Source organism: Dactylosporangium aurantiacum, from assembly GCF_000716715.1.
In the GTDB taxonomy this organism is placed as follows: Bacteria; Actinomycetota; Actinomycetes; order Mycobacteriales; family Micromonosporaceae; genus Dactylosporangium; species Dactylosporangium aurantiacum.
In genome coordinates this window covers 1-21211 of sequence record NZ_JNYJ01000085.1, presented here as the reverse complement: position 1 = coordinate 21211, position 21211 = coordinate 1, and the positions used below count along the sequence as shown (strand labels likewise).

Here is a 21211-nt window from a genome sequence, read left to right as displayed (position 1 = left end):
GGTCAGGGGAGGGGGTCTGGTTTGACGTTCGAGGAGTTCGTCGAGGCGCGGCTGCAGGCGCTGCTGCGCTATGCGGTCATGCTCACCGGCGATCCACACACCGCGCAGGACCTCGTGCAGGAGACGATGATCCGGGCGCAGGTGAAGTGGCGGCGCATCGCCGCCGCCAGCGTGCCCGAGCACTACGTCAAGCGCATGCTCACCAACGCGTACATCGACCTGCACCGCGGCTCGTGGCTGCGGCGGGTGGTGCTGCGGGCCGAGCTCACCGACCCGATCGGCCAGCCACCGGTCGCCGACCACGCCGAGGCGTCCGCGGACCGCGACCAGATGTGGCTGTGGCTCGCCAGGCTGCCCCGGCGCCAGCGGGCCGCCCTGGTGCTGCGGTACTACGAGAGCCTCAGCGACGTCGAGATCGCCGAGGTCCTCGACTGCGCGATCGGCACCGTCCGCTCGCTGATCTCCAGGGCCCTCGCGACGCTGCGCACCGAGGTCGTGCCGGACCTGATCGGCGGCGACGTCCGATGAGCGACCCGTCGTTCCCCGAGCCGCCCGCGTCGCCGCTGGCCAAGGCGCTCAGCGCGGCCTTCGCCCGGCACGAGCAGGACGTGCCCGTCGCCGCGGCGCTGCGCCCGGCGATCGCCGCCGGGGTCCGCAAGCGCCGGGCCCGCCGCCGCTGGACGCTGTCCGGCGCGACCGCGCTCGTGGTGGCGCTCGCCGGCGCGGTGCCGCTGGCGCTGCCCGAGCGCCCCCGCCCGCCGGCGCACACCGAGGTCCTGCTGGAGGCGGGCAGCCCCGACGTCGGCAACTTCCTGCTGCTCGGCACCGACCGGCGCCCGGAGTCTGCGGGCGACACGGTGCGCGCCGACGCGATCCTGCTGCTGCACGTCGACGCCGACACCCGCACCGTCTTCCAGCTGTCGATCCCCCGCGACCTGCTCGTCGAGGTGCCCAACTTCGGCATCCAGCAGATGGGCACCGCGTATGTCTTCGGCGGTTACGAGCTGACCGCCCGGCTCGTCGGCGGGATGCTCGGGGTGCGGGTCGACGGCGGCGCGGTCATCGACTTCACCGGGATGCAGCGGGTCACGGAGGCGGTGGGCGGCGTCGACCTCTGCGTTGACCAGCGGACCGTCTCCGTCCACCTCGGCTACGACCCGTCCTCGGGTGACGCTGCGCCGCTGCGCCCCGGGATGCAGCCCGTCGTGTACGAGCCCGGCTGCCGCCACTTCGCCGGCTGGCAGGCGCTGGACTACGTCCGGCAACGCAGGTCGCTCGCGGACGGCGCCGACGACCGCGACGCGCACGTGCGGCAGTATCTCGCCGCGCTCGCCCGGCAGCTCGGCGACCCGGTGAAGCTGGCCAGGGCGATGCCGGTCGCGGGGAGCGCCCTCGACCTGCACCTCGGTGACGTGTCGCTGCCGATGCTGGCCGGCATGTTCGCCGGCTACGACGCCGCGCGGGTGCCCGGCTTGAAGCTGCCCGTCGGGCCCGACCGCACGGTCCTGCCCGACGGCGACGGCCTGGTGACGGCGTTGCGCGAGGGGACCGTCCCGGCCTGGGCCGCCGCGCACCCGCAGTACGTCGGCTAGCGGTACTCGTCGTCCATCGCGACCTCGCGGTCCTGTTCGACGGCGTCGTACTCGTTCGCGTCCCAGGGGTGCGCACGGTTGACCGCCGGCCCGCGCTCCGCTGCGCTCCGTGCTGGTCATGACGTCACCTCCGCTGCGCTCCGGCGCCGCCCTGACCTCACAGCTGCGCCCATGATGCCCAGCGCTCCGCTGCGCTCCGTGCTGGTCATGACGTCACCTCCGCTGCGCTCCGGCGCCGCCCTGACCTCACAGCTGCGCCCATGATGCCCAGCTCTCCGCTGCGCTCCGTGCTGGTCATGCGTCCTCCCTCAGGTCTCTCCAACCGTACGACCGAATCAGTCGTAACGCTGCCCAGCCGGGCAATTCACCTCGCGCCCACCCTCCCGCCGTTCATGGGCGGCGAGCGCTGCGAGATACTCCGTTGCAGGACAGCGCGGTCCTCGACGAGCCGCGCACGCCCGGCTCCAACACCGCACGATCCAAACAGCCAAGGAGCGCCGTCATGCCCATCGCCTCTCCCGATGTCTACGCCGAGATGCTCGACCGCGCCAAGGCCGGCGCGTTCGCCTATCCGGCGATCAACGTGTCGTCGTCGCAGACGCTGAACGCGGCGCTGCGCGGCTTCGCCGATGCGGAGAGCGACGGCATCATCCAGGTGTCCACCGGCGGTGCCGAGTACCTCTCGGGCCCCACCGTCAAGGACATGATCACCGGCTCGGTCGCCTTCGCCGCGTTCGCCCGCGAGGTCGCGAAGAAGTACTCGATCAACGTCGCCCTCCACACCGACCACTGCCCGAAGAACAACCTGGACAAGTTCGTCCGGCCGCTGCTGGCCATCTCGGCCGAGCGCGTCGCGAAGGGCGAGGAGCCGTTGTTCCAGTCCCACATGTGGGACGGCTCGGCGGTGCCGCTGGGTGAGAACCTGCAGATCGCCGAGGAGTTGCTGGCCCTCACCGCCGCGGCCAAGGTCGTGCTGGAGATCGAGGTCGGCGTCGTCGGCGGCGAGGAGGACGGTGTCGTCGGCGCGATCGACGAGAAGCTGTACACCACCGTCGAGGACGGTCTGGCCATGGTCGAGGCGCTCGGCCTCGGTGAGAAGGGCCGCTACATGGCCGCCCTGACCTTCGGCAACGTCCACGGCGTCTACAAGCCGGGCAACGTGAAGCTGCGCCCCGAGATCCTCAAGCAGATCCAGGACGCGGTCGCCGCCAAGTACGGCAAGGAGAAGCCGCTGTCGCTGGTCTTCCACGGCGGCTCCGGCTCGCTGCTCTCGGAGATCCGCGAGGCGCTCGACTACGGCGTGGTGAAGATGAACATCGACACCGACACGCAGTACGCGTTCACCCGCCCCGTCGCGGCCCACATGTTCAGCAACTACGACGGCGTGCTCAAGGTCGACGGCGAGGTCGGCAACAAGAAGGCCTACGACCCGCGCGCCTGGGGCAAGGCGGCCGAGGCCGGCCTGTCCCAGCGCGTCGTGGAGGCCTGCGAGCACCTGCGTTCGACCGGCACCACGCTGTCGAAGTAGTTTCCGCCTGACGGCAAGGCCCGGCTTCCCCTCGCGGGGGCCGGGCCTTCTCGCGTCCGGGTCGTTTCCGCCGCCGGCCCCTTCGCAGGCCGGCGGCGGCTACGCCGTCAGGATCTCGGCGGCCTCGGCCACGTCGTCGGTGATGTGCAGCAGGTGCCGCAGGTCGCCGACCGGGGACGCGGCCAGCAGCGGCTCCAGCAGGCCACGGACCGGCAGGCGCTGCGTCCAGTGCTCGACGTCCAGGAACACGAACGGGCCGCTGACCCCGTCGGTCGCGTAGAACGTCTTCGTCGCCGCCTGGAAGATCTCCTGCACGGTGCCGGCCATGCCCGGCGCGAACACGATCCCGCCGCGGGACAGGCGCAGGATCGTGTCCTCCCGGATCGCGTTGGAGAAGTACTTCGCGATCTTCGCGGCGAACAGGTTCGCCGGCTCGTGGCCGTACAGCCACGTCGGGATCGCCAGGCCGCCGCGGCGCGCCCAGGTCACCGGGTCGACCGCCACCTGCTCCGCGGGGACGACCGAGTCCGGCGTCGGCGGGACCGGCTGCCCGAACGCGGCGCGCACGTCCAGCGCCACCCGCGTGTAGGGGTCGTGGTCGCGGAAGTCGGGCGCCGTCGCCAGCCGGTCGATGGCCTCGTCGAGGGCGCTGCGCGGCTGGTCGGCCAGGAACGCGCCGAGGTTCGCCGCCTCCATCACGCCGGGGCCGCCGCCGGTCACGATGAGCCGGTCGGCCCGGGCCAGCCGCCACGCCAGCTCGGCGGCGGTGCGGAAGTCGGCCGAGCCGCGGGGCGCCGCGTGACCGCCCATGATCCCGACCGCCGCGGCCGGCCCCCGCGCGGCGATCCAGCCGGTGGTCACGTTGGCCAGCGCGTTGTCGATCCCCGAGTCGTGCATGCGCTGCACGATCGCCTCACGGATCTCCGGCGTGGCCCCGCCGGTCGCCCGGAAGTGCTCGTACACCACCGTGTCGAACATGCCGGCGAACCCGTCGGAGTCGAACCCGGCGGCCAGGTCGCCCGGCACGTACAGCTGCGACGGGTGCGTCGGATAGGGCACGCCGGCGAACTCGGGGACCACCACCGCCCGCCGCAGCAGCAGGTCGACGACCGGCTCGAGGGCGGCGAAGTGACACCCGACGAACAGGGTGTCCCGCACGTCCACGGCGGACAGGTCGACGGCGGACAGGTCGAGACCCTGCACGACCTTGCTCGCCAGCGAGCCGGTCTGCAGGTGGAACTGCAGCTCGTCCGGCGACTCGATCTCTTCCGGCGAGTGGTCGTGCAGCGCGACCACGTCTGGCGGGGGCGGTGTGGGCACCCAGTCATCTTGCCAGCACCCGCAAAGGGCGATGACCCGACCGTGAAGATCGGGCCATCGCGTAACCGGGTCCTGGGGAGGCTCCGGACTTCTCTTTCTAGTGCCTACCGGAACGGGACACACCCTCCGGTCGCGGGACGCACCCTCCACCGTTCAGCCACCCTGATTGAATGGCTGTATGCAGAACCTGCTGCCACAGCCATCACCGACGCTGCTGCCCGCCGAGCCCGAGGCCGCCGCGCAGCTCGCCGCCGCCGGCTCCGAGAAGGACGTCAAGGCCGTCGCCGCGGCGCACCCGGCGTTCAGCGCCGCCTGGGCCCGCCTGGCCGAGCTCGCGCTCGCCGACGGCGAACCGGTCACCGCCTACGCGTACGCCCGCACCGGCTACCACCGCGGCCTGGACCAGCTGCGCCGCAACGGCTGGCGCGGCGCCGGCCCCGTGCCCTGGTCGCACGAGCCCAACCAGGGGTTCCTGCGGGCGCTCAACGCGCTCGGCCTGGCCGCCGGGCAGATCGGCGAGGCCGACGAGGCCGAGCGCTGCGCGCAGTTCCTCAACGACAGCGACCCGGCCGCCACCGCCGCCCTGCGCTAGCCGTTCGCGGTGGTCACAGCCCTTCCGAGATGGCCGCGGCGACCTTCAACCAGGCGTCGCGGCTGGCGGAGCTGAGCGCCGAGTAGCGGATCGGCTCGCCCGAGTCGATGAAGCGTTCGTACGGCGTGAGCAGCACCGTCCTGGTCCGCGCCGCGAAGTGCCGGGTGATCGCGGGCACGTCGAGGTGGCGCCGGCTCGGCGGCATCGAGACCACGGTCACCGCCTGCCGCACCAGCCGCTGGCGGCCGTGCTGCTCCAGGTGGTCGAGCATCCGCGACGCCGTCTCCGCCGAGTCGTTGCGCGCCGACATCGTCACCACCAGCTGGTCGGTGGCGTCGATCGCGGCCTGCCAGTTCTCCGCCCGTACGTTGTTGCCGGTGTCGACCACGATCAGCTTGTAGAAGCGGCTGACGACGTCGCGGATCTCGCCGAACGACTGCGCCGTGAGCATCTCACCGGCCGTGGCCGACTCGTCGCTGGCGAGCACGTCGAACATGCCCTCGCCCTGGGCGCGCACGTACTGCGACAGGTCGCCGACCCGCCCCTGCGCGCCCTGGAAGTGGTCGAGGTCGCGCAGCAGGTCACGCACCGTGCGGGTGTGGAAGTCCTGCTGCGCCCGCATCCCGAGGGTGCCCTGCGTCTCGTTGTTGTCCCAGGCCAGCACGTAGCCGCCGCGCTTCTGCCCGAACGTCATGGCCAGCAGCAGCACCGCGACGGTCTTGCCCGCGCCGCCCTTCGGGTTGACCACGGTCACCTGGCGCAGCCCGCCGAAGTTGCGCCGCACGAGGTCGACGTCGTGCCGGTACTCCTGCTCGCGCCGCCCCGGCCCGAGCGACACCATGCCGAGGGTCCCCTTGGACAGGATGCCGCGCACCCCCCGCGCGGCGACCGGGTCGACGGGCCGGGCCTGCCGGCGCCGGGAGAACTCCTCGGCGGTCGGCGTGCTCCCGTCGGACCAGCTCGCCGTCGCCGGTGGCGCCTCGGTCGGCGGCCGGTGCTGCATCTGCGCGGCCGCGGGCGGCGGTCCCGGCTGCCCGAACGGCGGCCCCGGCGGTGCAGAGGGCGGCCCCGGCTGCGCGAACGGCGCCCCTGGCGGCGGTGCAGAAGGCGGTCCCGGTTGCGCGAACGGCGCCTCTGGCGGTGCGGGCGGCGGCCCTGGCGGTGTGGACGGCGGCGCTGTGGGCGCGGCCGGCGGCGCGACGGGCGGCCCGGTGTAGGACGGTGGCGCGGGATACGCCGGTGGTGCGGCCGGTGGCGCCGGGTACGACATCGGCGGCGCCGGGTAGGTCGGCGGTGCCGGTGGCGCTGGAAGCTGAGGCTGTGGTGGCTGCGGAGGGTGAACGACCGGAGGCATCGCCACCGGCACCCCGTTGGTCGGCGGAACAGGGATCGGACCGGGCCCGGAGACGGGGACGACGCCCGCGCCGGAGACCGGGATGGGCGCGGAAGGCCCGGACAGCGGTGAGCGGACCGGCGCGCCCGAGACCGGCACGTGCGGGACCGGCTGGCCGTGCTGGACCTCGCTGCCGGTCGGCCCGCCCGACACCGGCGGTGACTCCAGCCACGGTCCCGGCGGCCCCGGCTCGCCGTCGCCGAGCGGCGCTGCCGCCGGCGGGCCCACCCGCCCCGGCGGCTGGGCCCACGGTGAGCCGACATGTTCGACGACCGCGCCGGCCGCCGGTGGCTCCTGGTCGTCGTCGAGGAACTCGTCGTCGTCCTCGTCGCCGGGCCGCACCTGGCCCGCGATGATGGGTCGTTCGGTGCGCCGCCCCGAGATGACCTCGTCGGGCGGCCAGAGCGCGTCGTTCACAGCTGTTCCCCTCCCGCAGTCTCCCACCGTATGCGAGTCCGCACCGTATGCGAAGGCGGCGGCCGTCAGGGGACGTAGACGGCCCAGGCGGCGCGCTCCATCCACCAGGAGCGCTTGCGGCTGAGCACGCCCTCGGCGCCGTCGTCGACGAACGGCACGTCGGTGCGCGGGGTGATGGCGACCGCGCGGCCCTGGGCCCGGCGGACCTCGATCTCGACGCGGGGGCGGCGGAAGAGCGACCTGGACGCCCGGGGCACCGCGACCGCGACGTCCAGCCGGCCGTCGGCCATGTCGGGGGAGAGCACCAGCGGCAGGCCGTCGACCGTCGCGTACCGCGAGGCGTTGGCCACCACCGACATGAGCACGGGCTCGGTGCCGTCGGCGAGGACGGCGTCGTCGACCTCGACGCGGGCCAGGTAGGTGCTGGCCGAGCCGCTCGCGTCGACCCCGCCGACCAGGACGCCGTCGAGGGTGACCGAGCCGCCGTCGTTGCGCAGCAGGTCGAGGCGGCGCACGTGGCCGCCGAGGACGGCGGCGGCGACGTCGGCGGGGGCGCGGGGCAGCCCGAGCCGGGTGACGAGGTCGGTGGAGTCGGGGCCCAGCGGCAGCACGCCGATCGGGGGCAGGTCCGGCAGGGTCCGGTCGTCGGGGATCTCGGCCTCGGCCTCGGACCGCTTGCTGGGGGCCGGCGCGTACATGCGGACCAGGCGGCGCATGACGGCCCGCAGCTGCCCGTCGGCGGCGGTGGCGACGATGAGCCGCACGTCCGGCAGCGCCTTGAGCGCGGCGTCGATCTCCGCGTCGGTGTGCGCGACGACCGTCTCGACCTGGACGCTTGCGGTGCGCAGCGCGTCGCGACAGGCAAGAATAGGGGTACGCGTGCCGCACGCGCCGTTATCGCAGGCACACGACGTGCCTTCGCCGAGCGCGAGCACCACCACGTCGACCACCGTTGTCAACCTGCCTTTCACGCGGTTGTTAGCCTGGCACCCCGGGCGACCCGCTGGGGCGCCCGACCCTTTGGAGAGGGCAACAAACGATGCCAGCGATCGTGCTCATCGGCGCTCAGTGGGGCGACGAGGGCAAGGGCAAGGTTACCGACATGATTGGCGGCGACGTCGACTACGTCGTGCGCTATTCCGGCGGCAATAACGCGGGTCACACCGTGGTGACGCCGGATGGGCAGAAATTCGCCCTGCATCTCATGCCGTCGGGGGCGCTGTGGCCCAACGCGGCCATCGTCATCGGCAACGGGGTCGTGATCGACCCGAAGGTGCTGCTGGTCGAGATCGACGGGCTCGCGGAGCGCGGCGTCGACGTGTCCCGCCTGATGATATCGGGTGACGCACACCTCATCATGCCGCATCACCGGGCCCTGGACCGGGTCGTGGAGCGCTATCTCGGCTCGTCCCGGATCGGCACGACCGGCCGCGGCATCGGCCCCGCCTATGGCGACAAGGTGGCCCGCATGGGCATCCGGGTCCAGGACCTGCTCGACCCGGGCATCCTGCGCAAGAAGCTCGAGATCGTGCTGCGCGAGCGCAACCAGGTCCTCTTCAAGGTGTACAACCGCAAGGAGATCGACGTCGACGCGGTGGTCGAGGAGTACCTCACCTACGCCGAGCGGCTCCGCCCGTACATCACCGACACCCGCCAGGTGCTGTGGAAGGGCCTGGAGGAGGGCCGCACGGTCCTGCTCGAGGGCGCCCAGGCGACGATGCTCGACATGGACCACGGCACGTATCCGTTCGTGACGTCGTCCAACCCGACCGCGGGCGGCGCCTGCGTCGGCGCGGGTGTGCCGCCGACCGCGATCACGCAGGTGATCGGCGTGACCAAGGCCTACACCACCCGGGTCGGTTCGGGACCGTTCCCGACCGAGCTGTTCGACGACTTCGGCGTGCACCTGCGCAAGATCGGCCGGGAGTACGGCACGACCACCGGCCGTGAGCGGCGCACCGGCTGGTACGACGCGGTCGTCGCCCGGTACGCGACCCGGCTCAACGGCATCACCGACCTGGTCGTCACAAAGCTCGACGTGCTCTCCGGCCTGGAGAAGGTGCCGATCTGCGTGGCGTACGAGGTGGACGGCAAGCGCACCGACGAGATGCCGATGACGCAGACCGAGTTCCACCACGCGACCCCGGTCTACGAGGAGCTCCCCGGCTGGTGGGAGGACATCTCGAAGGCCCGCGAGTTCTCGGACCTGCCGGTCAACGCGCAGCGGTACATCGAGCGGATCGAGGAGCTCGCCGGCACCCGCGTGTCGATCGTCGGCGTCGGTCCCGGCCGCGAGGAGAACGTGGTCCGGCACAGCCTCATCTAGCAGGGGCAGTACGATCTGTCGTCGTGCGCGTACTCCTGCTCGGCTCCGGCGGTCGTGAACACGCGATCGCCGCGGCCCTGGCTGCCGACCCCGCCGTGACCGACCTCATCTGCGCCCCGGGCAACCCGGGCACGGCCGCGATCGCGGTCAACGCCGAGGTCGATCCGCTCGACCCCGACGCGGTGGCCGGGCTCGCCGTGGAGCGCGCCGTCGACCTCGTCGTGGTCGGCCCGGAGGCGCCGCTGGTGGCCGGGGTCGCCGACGCGGTCCGCGGCAAGGGCATCGCCTGCTTCGGCCCGTCGAAGGCGGCGGCGCAGCTGGAGGGGTCGAAGGCGTTCGCGAAGGACGTGATGCGGGCGGCGGGCGTGCCCACCGCCCGCTCGTTCGTCTGCACCTCCGCCGACGAGCTGGCCGCCGCGCTCGACACGTTCGGCCCGCCGTACGTGGTGAAGGACGACGGCCTGGCCGCCGGCAAGGGCGTCGTCGTCACCGGCAGCCGCGACGAGGCGCTCGCGCACGGCGCCGGCTGCGAGCGGGTCGTCGTCGAGGAGTACCTCGCCGGCCCCGAGGTGTCGCTGTTCGTCGTCACCGACGGCACCGCCGCCGTGCCGCTGCAGCCGGCCCAGGACTTCAAGCGCATCGGCGACGGCGACACCGGCCCCAACACCGGTGGCATGGGCGCCTATTCGCCGCTGCCCTGGGCGCCGGCGGACCTGGTCGAGGAGGTCATGGCGAGCGTCGTGCAGCCGACCCTCGCGCAGATGCGCGACCGTGGGACGCCGTTCGCCGGGGTGCTCTACGTCGGCCTGGCCCTCACCGCGCAGGGGCCGAAGGTCATCGAGTTCAACTGCCGCTTCGGCGACCCGGAGACCCAGGTCGTCCTCGCCCGGCTCGAGACGCCGCTGGCCGGGGTGCTGCACGCCGCCGCGGTCGGCCGGCTGGCCGAGGACCCGCCGCTGGCGTGGCGGCCCGGCTCGGCGGTCTGCGTGGTCATGGCCAGCGCCGGCTACCCGGAGTCGGCCCGCAAGGGCGACGTCATCACCGGCGCCGACGGCGTGCCGGGCGTCATCCACGCCGGCACGGCCCGCCGCGCCGACGGCGCCCTGCTCACCGCCGGCGGCCGGGTGCTGACCTGCACCGCGACCGGCGACACCCTGGCCGACGCGCGCGCCGCCGCCTACCGGCTGGTCGACGCGATCACCTTCGACGGCGCGCAGCACCGCACCGACATCGCGCTCGCTGCGGAGAAGGGCGCCGTCACGGTCCCGTAGGCAACCCGGTGCGGCCCGGGCTCCGTTCTCCCCATGAACCCGACAGGGAGGGAGCACGGATGGCGACCGATCAGGCGTACCGCGAATACGTCGCGGGCAACCTGGACCGCCTGCGCAAGACCGCCTACCTGCTGTGCGGCGACTGGCACCTGGCCGACGACCTGACGTCGACGGTCCTGGTCAAGCTGCTGCGGCACTGGAAACGCGCGACGGTGATGGAGCACCGCGACGCGTACGTGCGCCGCATGCTGATGTCCGCGTGGCTGGACGAGCGGCGGCGGCCGTGGCGGCGCGAGTCGTCCACCGACCGGCTGCCGGACCGCGCCGTCGCGGTCACCGACGCCGATCAGCGGCTCGACGTGCGCTCCCTCCTGGCCGGGCTGCCCCCGCGCCGCCGGGCCGTGCTGGTCCTGCGGTACTTCTGCGACCTGTCCGTCGAGGAGACCGCCCAGGCGCTCGGCTGTAGCGAGGGCACCGTGAAGAGCCAGGCCGCCCGGGCGTTGGAGTCGTTGCGGGCCGGCCTCCGGGAGGGAGACCCGCTGTGGATCTGAGCCAGGCCATGCGTGCCGCGACCCAGGACCCGCCGCCCACCGCCATCGACGTCGACCGGCTGATCACCGGTGAGCGCCGCCGGACCCGCCGCCTGCGAGTCGTCTCAGGCGTCGCGGTCGCCGCGGCGCTGGCCCTCGGTGTGACCGCGGCGCCCCAGCTCCTCGCGCGGAAGCCGACCGGGCAGCGCCCGGGCGTGCCGGTCGTCACGGCGTCGCCGCGCTGCCGCACGACCCCGCCGGCCGCCACCGCGACCGCCGGCGCTCCGGCCGGAGCGACCGCTGAGCGCTGCGAGGAGGCGATCGTCCGGCTGGACGCGGCGCTGACCGGCGCGCTGGGCGCGGTGTTGCCGGACGTGCCCGCCGGCACCGTGTTCTTCGAGCGCGACGGCAGCTACACCGCCACGTTCCAGGTTCCCGGCGGCGGCTCGCTGACGGTGAGCCTGGAGCCGACCGGCATGCGCTCCGCCGCGGACCGCGCCGCCTTCGCCGGCAAGCAGTGCCCGCCGGGGTGCCGCGAGGAGACCCGGGAGGGCAGCGTGCTGCTCCGCCGGTCGGCGACGGACGTGTGGGCGGTGCGCCCGGACGGCACCGTGGTCCGCGCGACCGTCACCGGGCCGGGTCCGATCACCGAGCAGCAGCTCGCGAACCTGGTGGTGGCGCCCGGGCTGACCCTGTTCTCCTGAGTCAGTCGGTGTACAGCTGCCGGCGGACGACCTTGCCGGTGGCGTTGCGGGGCAGCGCGGCGATGTAGTGCACGTCGCGGGGCACGGAGAAGCGGGCGAGGCGGTGCCGGACGTATTCGCGCACCGCCTCCGGGTCGACGTACTCGCCGTCGTGCAGGGCGATCCACGCGGCCAGGCGCTGGCCGAACTCCTCGTCCGGCACGCCGGCGACGGCGACCTCGCGTACCTGTGGCAGCTCGGCGATCACGTCCTCGACCGCGGCCGGGTACACGTTCTCGCCGCCGGAGATGACCATGTCGTCCTCGCGGCCGTCGACGAACAGCAGGCCGTCGGCGGACAGGTGGCCGAGGTCGCCGGTGCCCAGCAGGTCGCCGTGCGACTCGCGACCGGTGCCGTTGGTGTAGCCCTCGAAGAGCATGTCGTTACCGACGAAGATCCGGCCGATGACGCCGGTGGGCAGCTCGGTGCCGGTGTCGGACAGGATCGCGACCCGGGTGCCGTGCGGTGGGCGGCCCGCGGTGCCGGGCGCGGACCGCAGCTCCTCCGGGGTCGCGATCGACACCCAGGACGCCTCGGTGGAGCCGTACAGGTTGTAGAGCACCGGGCCGTACACGTCCATGAACCGTGACGCGAGCGGGCCGGTGAGCGCGGAGCCGGACGTCGCCGCGACCCGCAGCGTGGGCATCGGCGCGGGCGCCTCCAGCAGCCGCTGCAGCATCACCGGCACGGCGAACAGCGAGGTGCAGCCGGTGGCGCGGACGGCGTCGACCGTCGACTGGGCGGTGAAGCGGCGGGCGACGACGATGGTGCCGCGCAGCGCCAGGCACAGCTGCAGGGCGGCGAGGCCCCACGTGTGGAACAGGGGCGCGGCGACGAACATGCGCTCGCCGGCGTACAGCGGGATCCGGCTCACGACGGAGGCCAGCGGCCCCAGGCTCGACGGGTTGCGCCGCCGCGCGCCCTTCGGGGCGCCGGTCGTGCCGGACGTGAGCACGACGACCGAGCCGGCGTCGCCGGGTGGTTCGAGCTCCGCCGACGGCGCCCGGTGGATCAGCCCGCCGGTCTTCGACATCGCCAGCCGCGGCAGGTTCGGCGGGACCGCGGCGAGCATGCCGAGCAGGTCGTCGTCGTGCACCAGCAGGGTCAGGGACTGGTCGTGCGCGACCGCTTCGAGCTGCGCGTTGCCGAGGCCGGTGTTCACGAGCACGGCCTGGGCGCCGAGCGCGATCAGCGCGAGCATCGCCTCGACCATGCCGGCGGAGTTGTTGCACAGCAGGCCGACCCGGTCGCCGGCGCGGATCCCGTGCTCGGCGCGCAGCGCGTTGGCGAGGCGGCGGACCCGCACGTCGAGCTCGGCGTAGGTGACCTGGCGGTCCTCGTCGATCACGGCCACCCGGTCGGGGTCGCGGGCCGCGGTGGAGCGCATCTCGCCGTAGAGCCCGAAGCCCCAGCGGCGCAGTGCGTTGAGCTGGCGGACGATCCGCGCGGGGCTGCCGGGGTTGAGCAGTTTCCGGCTCGCCATCGTGCGCAGGATGAAGGGCGTGTCCATGGCTCCTTCAAAACGGCACCGGCCTCTCGGCGGGAGGCCGGTGCCGTCGGTCAGCGGATGTAGGTGCCGGAGATGGCGCGGGAGACGACGAGGCGCTGGATCTCGCTGGTGCCCTCGAAGATCGTGTAGATCTTGGCGTCGCGGTACCACCGCTCGACGGGGTGCTCGCGCAGGAAGCCGGCGCCGCCGAGGATCTGCACGGCCTTCTCGGTCACCGCGACGGCGACCTCGCCGGCCTTGAGCTTGCTCATGGAGCCCTCGCCGGCCTCGAACGGGCGGTTGTTGCGGCCCATCCAGGCGGCCCGCCACACCAGCAGGCGTGCGGCGTCGATCTCCATGCGCATGTCGGCGAGCGCGAACGCGATCGCCTGGTTCTCGATGATCGGCCGGCCGAACTGCACCCGGCCCTTCGCGTAGTCCAGCGCGTACTCGTACGCGGCGCGGGCCACGCCGAGCGCCTGCGCCCCGACCGCGGGCCGGGACAGCTCGAACGTGCGCATCGCCGCCTGGCCCTGGGCCCGGCGGCCTTCGCGGGCCCGGGCGAGCCGCGCGTCGAGGGCGTCCTTGCCGCCGAGCAGGCAGCGGCCGGGGACCCGCACGTCGTCGAGGAACACGTCGGCGGTGTGGGAGGCGCGCAGGCCGAGCTTCTTGAGCTTCTTGCTGCCGTTGAGCCCCGGTGTACCGGGTGGCACGACGAACGCCGCCTGCCCGCGCGAGCCCAGCTCGGGCTCGATGCTGGCGGTCACCACGTGGACGTTGGCGATGCCGCCGTTGGTCGCGTACGCCTTCTGCCCGCTGATGACCCACTCGTCGGTGGCCTCGTCGTACCGGGCGCGGGTCTTCATCGACCCGACGTCGGAGCCGGCCTCCGGCTCGGTGGTGCAGAACGCCGCGACCTTCGGGTCGGCCGCGTCACCGAAGCACTGCGGGACCCATTCGAGCATCTGGTCGGGCGTGCCGGAGGCGTAGATCGCGGCGACCGCGAGGCTGGTCCCGAAGATCGCCATGCCGATCCCGGCGTCGCCCCAGAACAGCTCCTCGCTGGCCAGGCACAGCGACAGCCCCGTCGGGTCGCCCCAGGTGTTGGCGAGGAACTCGAACCCGTAGAGGCCGATCTTCGCCGCCTCCTGGATCACCGGCCAGGGGGTCTCCTCGCGGGCGTCCCACTCCGCGGCGGCCGGGCGCACGACGTCGGCGGCGAAGCCGTGCACCCAGTCGCGGAGGTCCCGCTGTTCCTCGTTCAGATCGAGCGAGAACTCGGGCATGAGGGTTACGCCTTCGGGATGTCGAACAGGTTCGCGATGTTGGCGGCCAGGCCCAGGTCGCCCTTGGCCTTGAGCTTGCCGGTCATGAACATCATCATGGGGTTGCCGGCGCCCGAGACGACCTTGAGGAAGTCGACCGGGCCGACGGTGATCGCGAGCTTCGGCTCCTGGTCGGGGCTCGGCGACAGCACGCAGGCGCCGTTGGCGATGACCAGCTCGTAGGTGTCGGCCCCGCCGTCGGGCGCGCCGGTGATCGTCCAGTGGATGATCGCGTTGGTCGAGCCGGCACGGTCGGCGCGGAACAGCTCCGGGAAGCGGGAGAAGATCGTGTCGAGGATCGCCTTGCGCTGCGGGCCCGCCATGAGCTCGCCGAGCTGCGCGTCGGACGCGCCCTTCACGAGCTGCGCGAACTGCTTCGGGTCGACGTTGTTGAAGTCGCCCAGGGCGTCGAGGTCGGCCATGTCGGTGTGCCCTTCGTGTTCACGGAAATAAGCTACTGATGCGTAACCTTACGCACGGGTAGGTAAGGTGACAAGATGCTGAAACGACTTCCGCGGGTGGTGCGCGAGCAGCAGATGCTCGACGCCGCGGTGCACGTCTTCTCCAAGCGTGGCTTCCACGCCGCGTCGATGGACGAGATCGCGGAAGTCGCCGGCATCTCCAAGCCGATGGTCTACGCCTACCTCGGCACCAAGGACGAGCTGTTCGTCGCGTGCCTGCACCGGGAGGCCACCAGGCTCATGGAGGCGGTCGCGGCGGGTGTGCTGCCCACCGCCCGCCCCGACGAGCAGCTGTGGCACGGCCTGCGGGCGTTCTTCACGTTCGTCGGCGCGCACCGCGACGGCTGGCGGGTCCTCTACCGGCAGGCCCGCAGCGAGCCGCACTTCGCCGGCGAGCTCGCCGGCATGCGGGCCAGGATCGTCGAGGTCGTCGCCGGGCTGCTGGAGGGCGCCGCCACCGCCGCCGAGGTGCCCGGCCGCCCCGGCGACTTCACCGCGATGGCCTACGCCTACGTCGGCGCCGCCGAGTCCCTCGCCGACTGGCTCGCCGACCACGAGGAGGAGGACCCCGACCACACCGCCACGCGGATGATGAACTTCGTCTGGGTCGGCGCCGACTCGCTGCTGCAGGGCCGCGTCTGGCGGGCCTAGCTGCCCCGGTTGATCTGGTCCACGTATTCGCCGGTCGGCATGAGACCGCCGGTGTGCACCACGGTCAGCACCGCCAGCACCACCACGACGGCGGCCAGGACGACCGACTGGACCAGGGTCCGGTGCCGCTGCGGCGCGTAGGCCAGCGCGGCGGCCGCGGCCGCACCCGCCACGAGCCCACCGAGGTGCCCGGTGATCGAGATGCCCGGCACGCTGAACGTGATGATCAGGTTGAGCACGAGCACCGGCACGATCCCGGCGACGCTGCGACCCATCTTGCGCAGCAGGATGATCAGCGCCGAGAACAGCCCGAAGATCGCGCCGGACGCGCCGGCGGTCTGGCTCAGCGGGTCGGCGAACAGGTAGGTGGCGACGCTGCCACCGAAGCCGGCCACCAGGTAGAGCGCGGCGAAACGGGCCCGGCCCAGCATCGCCTCCAGCGGCCGGCCGAGCACCCACAGCGCCCACATGTTCATCAGCAGGTGGAACACGCCGTAGTGCAGGAACATCGACGTGAACAGGCGGTAGTACTGACCGTCGATCAGCCCGCCGGAGACGATCTCCGCCTCGGTCGCGCTCACCGGCCGCGAGTTGTACGTGACCAGCGAACCCCACTCGTGCAGCGGCGTTCCGCCACCCAGCAGACCGCCGAGCCCGCCACCGGCGATCGACCCGGCGCTGCCGGAGCTGATCACCCCGGCGATGAACACCAGCACGTTGACGACGATCAGCGCGATCGTCACGGCGCCGGCGGCGCCCTCACGGCCGCCGCCGAACGCGGTCCGAACAGGACGCTGCGTCCTGGCACCCTCGCGGACGCACTCCGGACACTGGAAGCCGACCGATGCCTCGTTCATGCAGTTCGGGCAGATCGGCCGGTCGCAGCGGGTGCACCGGACGTACGTCTCGCGGTCAGGGTGCCGGTAGCAGTGGGGGACCACGTTCGCCGGCGGCTGAGTCATGCTGACAAGATTAGCCAGCCCCTCATGAGACCCGTTCGATGTCCACCCGCTCGATGACGATGTCCTGGCGGGGGCGGTCCATCTGGCCCGTGGGGGTGCCACCGATCTGCTGCACGACCTTCTTCGAGTCGTCGTCGACGACCTCACCGAAGATGGTGTGCTTGCCGTTGAGGTGCGGCGTCGGGCCCAGCGTGATGAAGAACTGCGAGCCGTTGGTGCCCTGGCCGAAGCGGATGCCCGCGTTGGCCATGGCCAGCAGGAACGGCCGGTTGAAGTGCAGCTCCGGGTGGATCTCGTCGTTGAAGTTGTAGCCCGGGCCGCCGGTGCCGGTGCCCGTCGGGTCGCCACCCTGGATCATGAAGCCGTCGATCACGCGGTGGAAGATGACGCCGTTGTAGTACGGGCCCTTGCCCGGCTCGCCCGTGCGCGGGTCGGTGTATTCCTTGCTGCCCTCGGCGAGCTCCACGAAGTTGCGAACCGTCTTCGGGGCGTGGTTGGGGAACAGCTCAAGCCGGATGGCACCGACGTTGGTGTGCAGCGTCGCGAACAGTTGCTCGGCCACCAGTTCTCCCTTTCTTTGGTGACATTCCGTCATCACCGTATCGGACGCTGATTCTGGCGGATCCGGGTGTGCGGGGCGTCCGTTCGCGGCAGGATGGCGAGCAGCGGACCGGTTCGGAAAGTTCTGCCTGGGTAAACCCTGCAGGACGAGGTTTCGCGGCCATGGAGGTGGAGCAAGTGTTTGGACGTCGTGAGGTGAAGACGCACCGCCGGCTCATGCAGGAGGAGCTCGGCGAAAGCCTGGGCCACCTGCGGATGGCTGCGGCGCACGCCGCCGACGGCGCCTCGGGTGCGCTGGCACCCCGCGTCGAGACGGCACGCAGGGCGGTCAAGCCCAGCCTCGCCAAGGCCGGCGGTGCGGCGGGGACGATCCTCGTCATCGCTCGTGACGGCTCTCGCCAGGCGGGCAAGCAGGCGGAGAAGATGGGGCGCAAGGGGAAAGCGAAGATGATGAAGAAGGAGAGCCGCAACAGCCGTCGCTGGCCGATGACCCTCGGCGGGCTGCTGATCGCGGGTGCGGCGGTCGGCGCGGCCACCGCCATGATGCGGCGCCGCCGGGCCGACCAGGCCTGGGACGAGTACGGCTCGACCCGCACGACCAGCGACACCGGCTCGATGCTCGACTCGGCGAAGTCCACGATGGACGCCGGGATCGACAAGGCCAAGACGATGGGCGAGGCGGCCAAGGACCGCGCCTCGGACCTGATCGGCAGCAAGAACACCAACACCGGTCCCGCGGGCAGCGGCGAGTACGACAAGCACCCGATGCCGCAGGCGGCGTCGAAGAACAGCCGCTCCTGACGCACCGACGCGCGGACGGGCCCTCCCCAGCCACGGGGGACGGCCCGTCCGCGTTCTGCTGTCCGTCCCTACAACCAGCCGGAGCGGCGGAACGCGCGGTACAGCAGTGCCGACGCGACCACCATCAGCGTCATGACCCCCGGGTAGCCGAAGACCCACTTCGTCTCCGGCATGAAGTCGAAGTTCATCCCGTACACGCCGGCGACCGAGGTCCACACGGCGGCGATACCGGCCCACGCGGCGATCTTGCGCATGTCGTTGTTCTGGTCGACGCTCACCTGCGCCAGCCGCGCCTGCAACACCGAGTTGATCACGTCGTCGAGGTACAGGACCTGCTCGACCGTGCGGACCAGGTGGTCGTTGACGTCCCGGAAGTAGCGGCGGATCTCCTCCGGCACCTCGGCGAGCTGCCCGCTCACCAGCCCGCCCAGCGGACGCTGCAACGGCAGGACCGCCCGCTTGAACTCCATCAGCTCGCGCTTGAGCTGGTACACCCGCTGGATGCGATCGGTGTCCTTGCCCTTGCCGCCCCGGGCCGGGCTGAACACCTGGTCCTCGATGATCGCGACGTCCTCCTCGATGGCCGCCACCACCTCCACCATCACGTCGACGATCGTGTCGGCCACCGCGTAGGCGACCGCCCACGGCCCGCCCGCCAGGACCTCCCGGCGGCGCTCCAGGTCCGCGCGCACCGGCGTCAGCCGGCACGCGTCACCGTGCCGGACCGTGATGATGAAGTGCTCACCGATGAACATCAGCACGTCGCCGGTCTCCACGACCTCACTGTTCTCGGTGAGCTCGTCGTGCTCGACGTACCGTGCGGTCCGCATCGTCATGAACGTCATGTCGTTGTACCGCTCGACCTTCGGCCGCTGCGACGACGTGACCGCGTCCTCCACCGCCAGCTCGTGCAGCTGGAACGTCTCCGCGATCGCGGCCATCTCCCGCGCGCCCGGCTCCTTCAACCCGACCCACACGAACGCGTGCCGGTGCTTGCGGGCCGCGGTGAGCGCCGCCGCGTAATGCCACTCGCCGGGCTGGCGGACGCCGTCGACGTACAACGCACAGTCGACGATCGAGCTGCCCGCCGCCACCGGCTCGACGGTCGTGGCGTTCGGCGTGGCCGGACTCAGCATGCGGGACATCGCTCGTACCGGCCGGGCCAACGCCCTGGAGAACGGGCCCGCCAGTTGCTCTTCGGTCATCGCGACCTCCCGCCGTGTCGTAGCTGGGGCAGAAATAGGCACCGGGTGGGTCGACCGCAGGTGGGGGGTGGGGGCGCGGTCGACCCACCCGGTGCCGTTGGGGGGCGGGGGGTGATGTCTGCAGCGCGATTTCAGCAAAGCGCGCCGGGCTGGATTTTGGGCCATCCGGAGCCGACTGCGGAACCCACCCCACCATCACGGTTTGGTGTCGCTTTTGCCTCAGCCCTTCCGGACGGCCTCGATGGCGGCCGCGAGGCGGGACACGCCCTCGTCCACCTGGTCCGTCAGCACCGCCGAGAACGCCAGCCGCACCGAGTGCTTCCCGCCTTCGAGCAGGAAGTCGCTGCCCTTGACCACGGCGACCCCGAAGTCCCGCGCCGCGACCGTCTCCAGCTCGGTCGTGTCGACGTCCTCCGGCAGCTCCACCCACAGGAAGTAGCCACCGTCGGGCTCCACGAACGTCGCGTCGGGCACGTGCTTGCGCAGCCCCTCGGCGAGCAGCCGGGCCCGCTCACCCAACGTCGCCGACACCTTCGCGATCGACCGCTCGATGTCGCCGCTCACGCAGAACTGGTGGGTGATCGCCTCAGCGACCATGCTCGGCGAGATGTACAGGTTGGTGGCCCGCTTCGCGATCGCCCCGATCGTGTCCTTCGGCCCGACCAGGTAACCGACCCGCAGCCCCGGCGCGATCGTCTTGGTGAACGAGCTCGCGTGCACGACCACCCCGGCCGTGTCCTGCGACAGCATCGTCGGCAGCTTCTCGCCCCGCCAGCGGATGTCCGCGTACGGGTCGTCCTCGAAGATCGTGAACCCGAACTCCTGGGCCAGCTGCACCAGCGCCTGCCGGCGCGCCTGCGACAGGGTGACACCGGCGGGGTTCTGGAAGTTGGGGATGATGTGCGCCAGCGTCGGACGCACCCCGGACTCCAGCAGGCGGCGCAGCTCATCGGTGTCGATGCCGTCGGCGTCGACCGTCACCTGGTGCACCTCGGCGCCGAGGTTGCGCAGGTTGAGCAGGGTCCGGTCGTAGGTGGGCTTCTCCACCACCACCGCGTCACCCGGCTTCACCAGGTGTTCGAAGAGCAACGCGTCGGCCTGCAGCGAGCCGTTGGTCACGATGACCTGGTCCGCGTCGACGCCGTGCTTGGCCGCGATCCACGAGCGCAGCGGAAGGTAGCCGACCGACGTGCCATACGCCGTGATGCCAGCCGGGTCGGCCTCGAAGGCCCGCACCGCAGCGGCCTTCAGCCCGTCGACGTCGATGATGTCCAGACTGGGTGCGCCACGGGCGAAAGAGATGAGCTGCATGGCGCCAGCCTACGAGAGCGCTGTCGCTCCCCTCAGCCGAGTTCCACCCGCTCCACCAGGTGGAAAAGGAAAATGTCATACCCTGGTGGCAGCATGCGGGGTATGACGATGCAGGCGGTCACCGCGCAGCTGGCGCAGGGTTGGGCGATCGACGGATCCCTGGTCACACCCCACACGCCGGCCATCTCCCACCGCCGGGCCAGCCACCGCCTCGAGACGGTCCTGCGCAAGGCGTGCCCGCCGCAGTTCACCGTCCTGGCCGTCGGCCTCGGGGTCGACTGTGGCGATGGTCGCACCTATGTCCCCGACCTGATCGTGACCGGCGCCGACGCGCTCGACGACGACGGCGACGCCGTCCCCGCCACCGACGTCCTGGCCGTCGTCGAGGTCATGTCCCTGAGCAACCCACTGCCCGGCCTGGTCCTGCGTCGCCACGACTACGCCGCCGCCGGCATCCCCCAGTTCTGGATCTTCGACTCCCGCAGCCACACGCTCACCGTGCACACCGACCCGGCGGCCGGCTCCCACGCCGACGGCTACCTGACCACCACGACGGTCCCCGCCGGCGACACGTTCACCACCGCCCTGCCGTTCCCGGTGACGTTCTCGCCGGGGTTGATCCGCTAGGCAGTGACTAACTTGGTTTTTAACCTGTGCGGCGGGGCCGGGGGTTGGTCGATTTCTTCTTTCTGGGTTTCGGGTTCCCGGCTTCGCTGCTGGTAGCGGTGTGGGC

At 72.0% G+C, this 21211-nt stretch carries 21 protein-coding genes; 11 read left to right on the top strand and 10 right to left on the bottom strand.

Annotation, left to right across the window (positions count from 1 at the left end):
- Window positions 1-21 precede the first annotated feature (21 nt).
- From OP18_RS48650 to fbaA, 3 genes are all read left to right on the top strand, one after another.
- Window positions 22-528 carry a SigE family RNA polymerase sigma factor gene (locus OP18_RS48650; RefSeq protein WP_033367280.1) on the top strand — a complete coding sequence of 169 codons (507 nt, stop codon included), beginning with the start codon at window positions 22-24 and terminating at the stop codon, window positions 526-528.
- Complete coding sequence (locus OP18_RS48645; RefSeq protein WP_033367279.1) at window positions 525-1592, top strand: LCP family protein; 1068 nt, start codon at window positions 525-527, stop codon at window positions 1590-1592. The genes OP18_RS48650 and OP18_RS48645 overlap by 4 nt, the downstream gene beginning before the upstream one ends.
- A gap of 502 nt (window positions 1593-2094) precedes the next feature.
- Window positions 2095-3120: a class II fructose-bisphosphate aldolase gene (fbaA, locus tag OP18_RS48640; RefSeq protein ID WP_033367278.1), complete on the top strand. Its 1026-nt coding sequence runs from the start codon at window positions 2095-2097 to the stop codon at window positions 3118-3120.
- Window positions 3121-3219: 99 nt separating this feature from the next.
- Here the strand turns inward: fbaA and OP18_RS48635 are convergent, their stop codons facing one another.
- Window positions 3220-4440, bottom strand: coding sequence for an LOG family protein (locus OP18_RS48635; protein WP_033367277.1), 1221 nt, complete (start codon window positions 4438-4440; stop codon window positions 3220-3222).
- Between the two features lie 178 nt (window positions 4441-4618).
- Here OP18_RS48635 and OP18_RS48630 point away from each other — a divergent pair, with 178 nt between their 5' ends.
- Window positions 4619-5032 carry a DUF3151 domain-containing protein gene (locus OP18_RS48630; protein ID WP_033367276.1) on the top strand — a complete coding sequence of 138 codons (414 nt, stop codon included), beginning with the start codon at window positions 4619-4621 and terminating at the stop codon, window positions 5030-5032.
- Between the two features lie 13 nt (window positions 5033-5045).
- Here the strand turns inward: OP18_RS48630 and OP18_RS61555 are convergent, their stop codons facing one another.
- Window positions 5046-6842, bottom strand: a complete 1797-nt coding sequence (locus OP18_RS61555; protein WP_245635795.1) for a MinD/ParA family ATP-binding protein — start codon at window positions 6840-6842, stop codon at window positions 5046-5048.
- A 65-nt stretch (window positions 6843-6907) separates the two neighbouring features.
- On the bottom strand, window positions 6908-7792 hold the full coding sequence (locus tag OP18_RS48620) for a diacylglycerol kinase family protein (protein WP_033367275.1): 885 nt from the start codon (window positions 7790-7792) through the stop codon (window positions 6908-6910).
- 89 nt (window positions 7793-7881) lie between these two features.
- On the opposite strand from OP18_RS48620, the gene OP18_RS48615 reads away from it, so the two are divergent.
- From OP18_RS48615 to OP18_RS48600, 4 genes are read left to right on the top strand one after another with little or no spacing between them, the layout of a single operon-like run.
- Window positions 7882-9168: an adenylosuccinate synthase gene (locus OP18_RS48615; RefSeq protein WP_033367274.1), complete on the top strand. Its 1287-nt coding sequence runs from the start codon at window positions 7882-7884 to the stop codon at window positions 9166-9168.
- Between the two features lie 23 nt (window positions 9169-9191).
- Window positions 9192-10439, top strand: coding sequence for a phosphoribosylamine--glycine ligase (purD, locus tag OP18_RS48610; protein WP_033367273.1), 1248 nt, complete (start codon window positions 9192-9194; stop codon window positions 10437-10439).
- Between the two features lie 59 nt (window positions 10440-10498).
- Window positions 10499-10990 carry a SigE family RNA polymerase sigma factor gene (locus tag OP18_RS48605; RefSeq protein ID WP_033367271.1) on the top strand — a complete coding sequence of 164 codons (492 nt, stop codon included), beginning with the start codon at window positions 10499-10501 and terminating at the stop codon, window positions 10988-10990.
- On the top strand, window positions 10981-11673 hold the full coding sequence (locus OP18_RS48600; protein WP_156090326.1) for a hypothetical protein: 693 nt from the start codon (window positions 10981-10983) through the stop codon (window positions 11671-11673). Before OP18_RS48605 ends, OP18_RS48600 begins: the two co-directional genes overlap by 10 nt.
- Before the next feature lies 1 nt (window position 11674).
- Here OP18_RS48600 and OP18_RS48595 read toward each other — a convergent pair whose 3' ends face one another.
- The 3 genes from OP18_RS48595 to OP18_RS48585 are packed head-to-tail and all read right to left on the bottom strand — an operon-like array spanning window position 11675 to window position 14948.
- Window positions 11675-13222 carry an AMP-binding protein gene (locus tag OP18_RS48595; RefSeq protein WP_033367267.1) on the bottom strand — a complete coding sequence of 516 codons (1548 nt, stop codon included), beginning with the start codon at window positions 13220-13222 and terminating at the stop codon, window positions 11675-11677.
- Window positions 13223-13272: 50 nt separating this feature from the next.
- Window positions 13273-14487 carry an acyl-CoA dehydrogenase family protein gene (locus OP18_RS48590; RefSeq protein ID WP_033367265.1) on the bottom strand — a complete coding sequence of 405 codons (1215 nt, stop codon included), beginning with the start codon at window positions 14485-14487 and terminating at the stop codon, window positions 13273-13275.
- A 5-nt stretch (window positions 14488-14492) separates the two neighbouring features.
- Entirely contained in the window at window positions 14493-14948 is a 456-nt protein-coding gene (locus OP18_RS48585) for an SCP2 sterol-binding domain-containing protein (RefSeq protein ID WP_033367263.1), read from the bottom strand.
- A gap of 75 nt (window positions 14949-15023) precedes the next feature.
- Between OP18_RS48585 and OP18_RS48580 the strand changes: the two genes are divergently transcribed.
- A complete protein-coding gene (locus OP18_RS48580) occupies window positions 15024-15638 on the top strand; it encodes a TetR/AcrR family transcriptional regulator (RefSeq protein WP_033367261.1) in 615 nt (204 codons plus the stop codon).
- Here OP18_RS48580 and OP18_RS48575 read toward each other — a convergent pair.
- Window positions 15635-16600, bottom strand: coding sequence for a rhomboid family intramembrane serine protease (locus OP18_RS48575; protein ID WP_033367259.1), 966 nt, complete (start codon window positions 16598-16600; stop codon window positions 15635-15637). The genes OP18_RS48580 and OP18_RS48575 overlap by 4 nt on opposite strands.
- Window positions 16601-16622: 22 nt before the next feature.
- Window positions 16623-17162 (bottom strand): peptidylprolyl isomerase, encoded by a 540-nt coding sequence (locus OP18_RS48570; RefSeq protein ID WP_033367257.1) that lies wholly within the window; start codon window positions 17160-17162, stop codon window positions 16623-16625.
- A gap of 176 nt (window positions 17163-17338) precedes the next feature.
- Between OP18_RS48570 and OP18_RS48565 the strand changes: the two genes are divergently transcribed.
- Window positions 17339-17962 (top strand): hypothetical protein, encoded by a 624-nt coding sequence (locus tag OP18_RS48565; RefSeq protein ID WP_156090325.1) that lies wholly within the window; start codon window positions 17339-17341, stop codon window positions 17960-17962.
- Window positions 17963-18030: 68 nt separating this feature from the next.
- On the opposite strand, the gene OP18_RS48560 is transcribed toward OP18_RS48565, so the two are convergent.
- Both OP18_RS48560 and OP18_RS48555 read right to left on the bottom strand, forming a co-directional pair.
- Window positions 18031-19167: a magnesium and cobalt transport protein CorA gene (locus tag OP18_RS48560; RefSeq protein ID WP_033367253.1), complete on the bottom strand. Its 1137-nt coding sequence runs from the start codon at window positions 19165-19167 to the stop codon at window positions 18031-18033.
- 219 nt (window positions 19168-19386) lie between these two features.
- Window positions 19387-20478 (bottom strand): aminotransferase-like domain-containing protein, encoded by a 1092-nt coding sequence (locus tag OP18_RS48555; RefSeq protein ID WP_033367251.1) that lies wholly within the window; start codon window positions 20476-20478, stop codon window positions 19387-19389.
- Between the two features lie 102 nt (window positions 20479-20580).
- Here OP18_RS48555 and OP18_RS54230 point away from each other — a divergent pair, with 102 nt between their 5' ends.
- Window positions 20581-21105: a Uma2 family endonuclease gene (locus OP18_RS54230; protein ID WP_052388496.1), complete on the top strand. Its 525-nt coding sequence runs from the start codon at window positions 20581-20583 to the stop codon at window positions 21103-21105.
- Window positions 21106-21211: the final 106 nt, after the last annotated feature.

Excerpts from the sequence above, each read along its gene's own strand:
- OP18_RS48580 (WP_033367261.1), top strand. The coding sequence starts at position 15,024 with ATGCTGAAACGACTTCCGCGGGTGGTGCGCGAGCAGCAGATGCTCGAC.
- OP18_RS48590 (WP_033367265.1), bottom strand. The coding sequence starts at position 14,487 with ATGCCCGAGTTCTCGCTCGATCTGAACGAGGAACAGCGGGACCTCCGC.
- OP18_RS48585 (WP_033367263.1), bottom strand. The coding sequence starts at position 14,948 with ATGGCCGACCTCGACGCCCTGGGCGACTTCAACAACGTCGACCCGAAG.
- OP18_RS48615 (WP_033367274.1), top strand. The coding sequence starts at position 7,882 with ATGCCAGCGATCGTGCTCATCGGCGCTCAGTGGGGCGACGAGGGCAAG.
- OP18_RS48595 (WP_033367267.1), bottom strand. The coding sequence starts at position 13,222 with ATGGACACGCCCTTCATCCTGCGCACGATGGCGAGCCGGAAACTGCTC.
- OP18_RS48555 (WP_033367251.1), bottom strand. The coding sequence starts at position 20,478 with ATGCAGCTCATCTCTTTCGCCCGTGGCGCACCCAGTCTGGACATCATC.
- fbaA (WP_033367278.1), top strand. The coding sequence starts at position 2,095 with ATGCCCATCGCCTCTCCCGATGTCTACGCCGAGATGCTCGACCGCGCC.
- OP18_RS48560 (WP_033367253.1), bottom strand. The coding sequence starts at position 19,167 with ATGACCGAAGAGCAACTGGCGGGCCCGTTCTCCAGGGCGTTGGCCCGG.
- OP18_RS54230 (WP_052388496.1), top strand. The coding sequence starts at position 20,581 with ATGACGATGCAGGCGGTCACCGCGCAGCTGGCGCAGGGTTGGGCGATC.
- OP18_RS48575 (WP_033367259.1), bottom strand. The coding sequence starts at position 16,600 with ATGACTCAGCCGCCGGCGAACGTGGTCCCCCACTGCTACCGGCACCCT.
- OP18_RS48605 (WP_033367271.1), top strand. The coding sequence starts at position 10,499 with ATGGCGACCGATCAGGCGTACCGCGAATACGTCGCGGGCAACCTGGAC.
- OP18_RS48645 (WP_033367279.1), top strand. The coding sequence starts at position 525 with ATGAGCGACCCGTCGTTCCCCGAGCCGCCCGCGTCGCCGCTGGCCAAG.
- OP18_RS48630 (WP_033367276.1), top strand. The coding sequence starts at position 4,619 with ATGCAGAACCTGCTGCCACAGCCATCACCGACGCTGCTGCCCGCCGAG.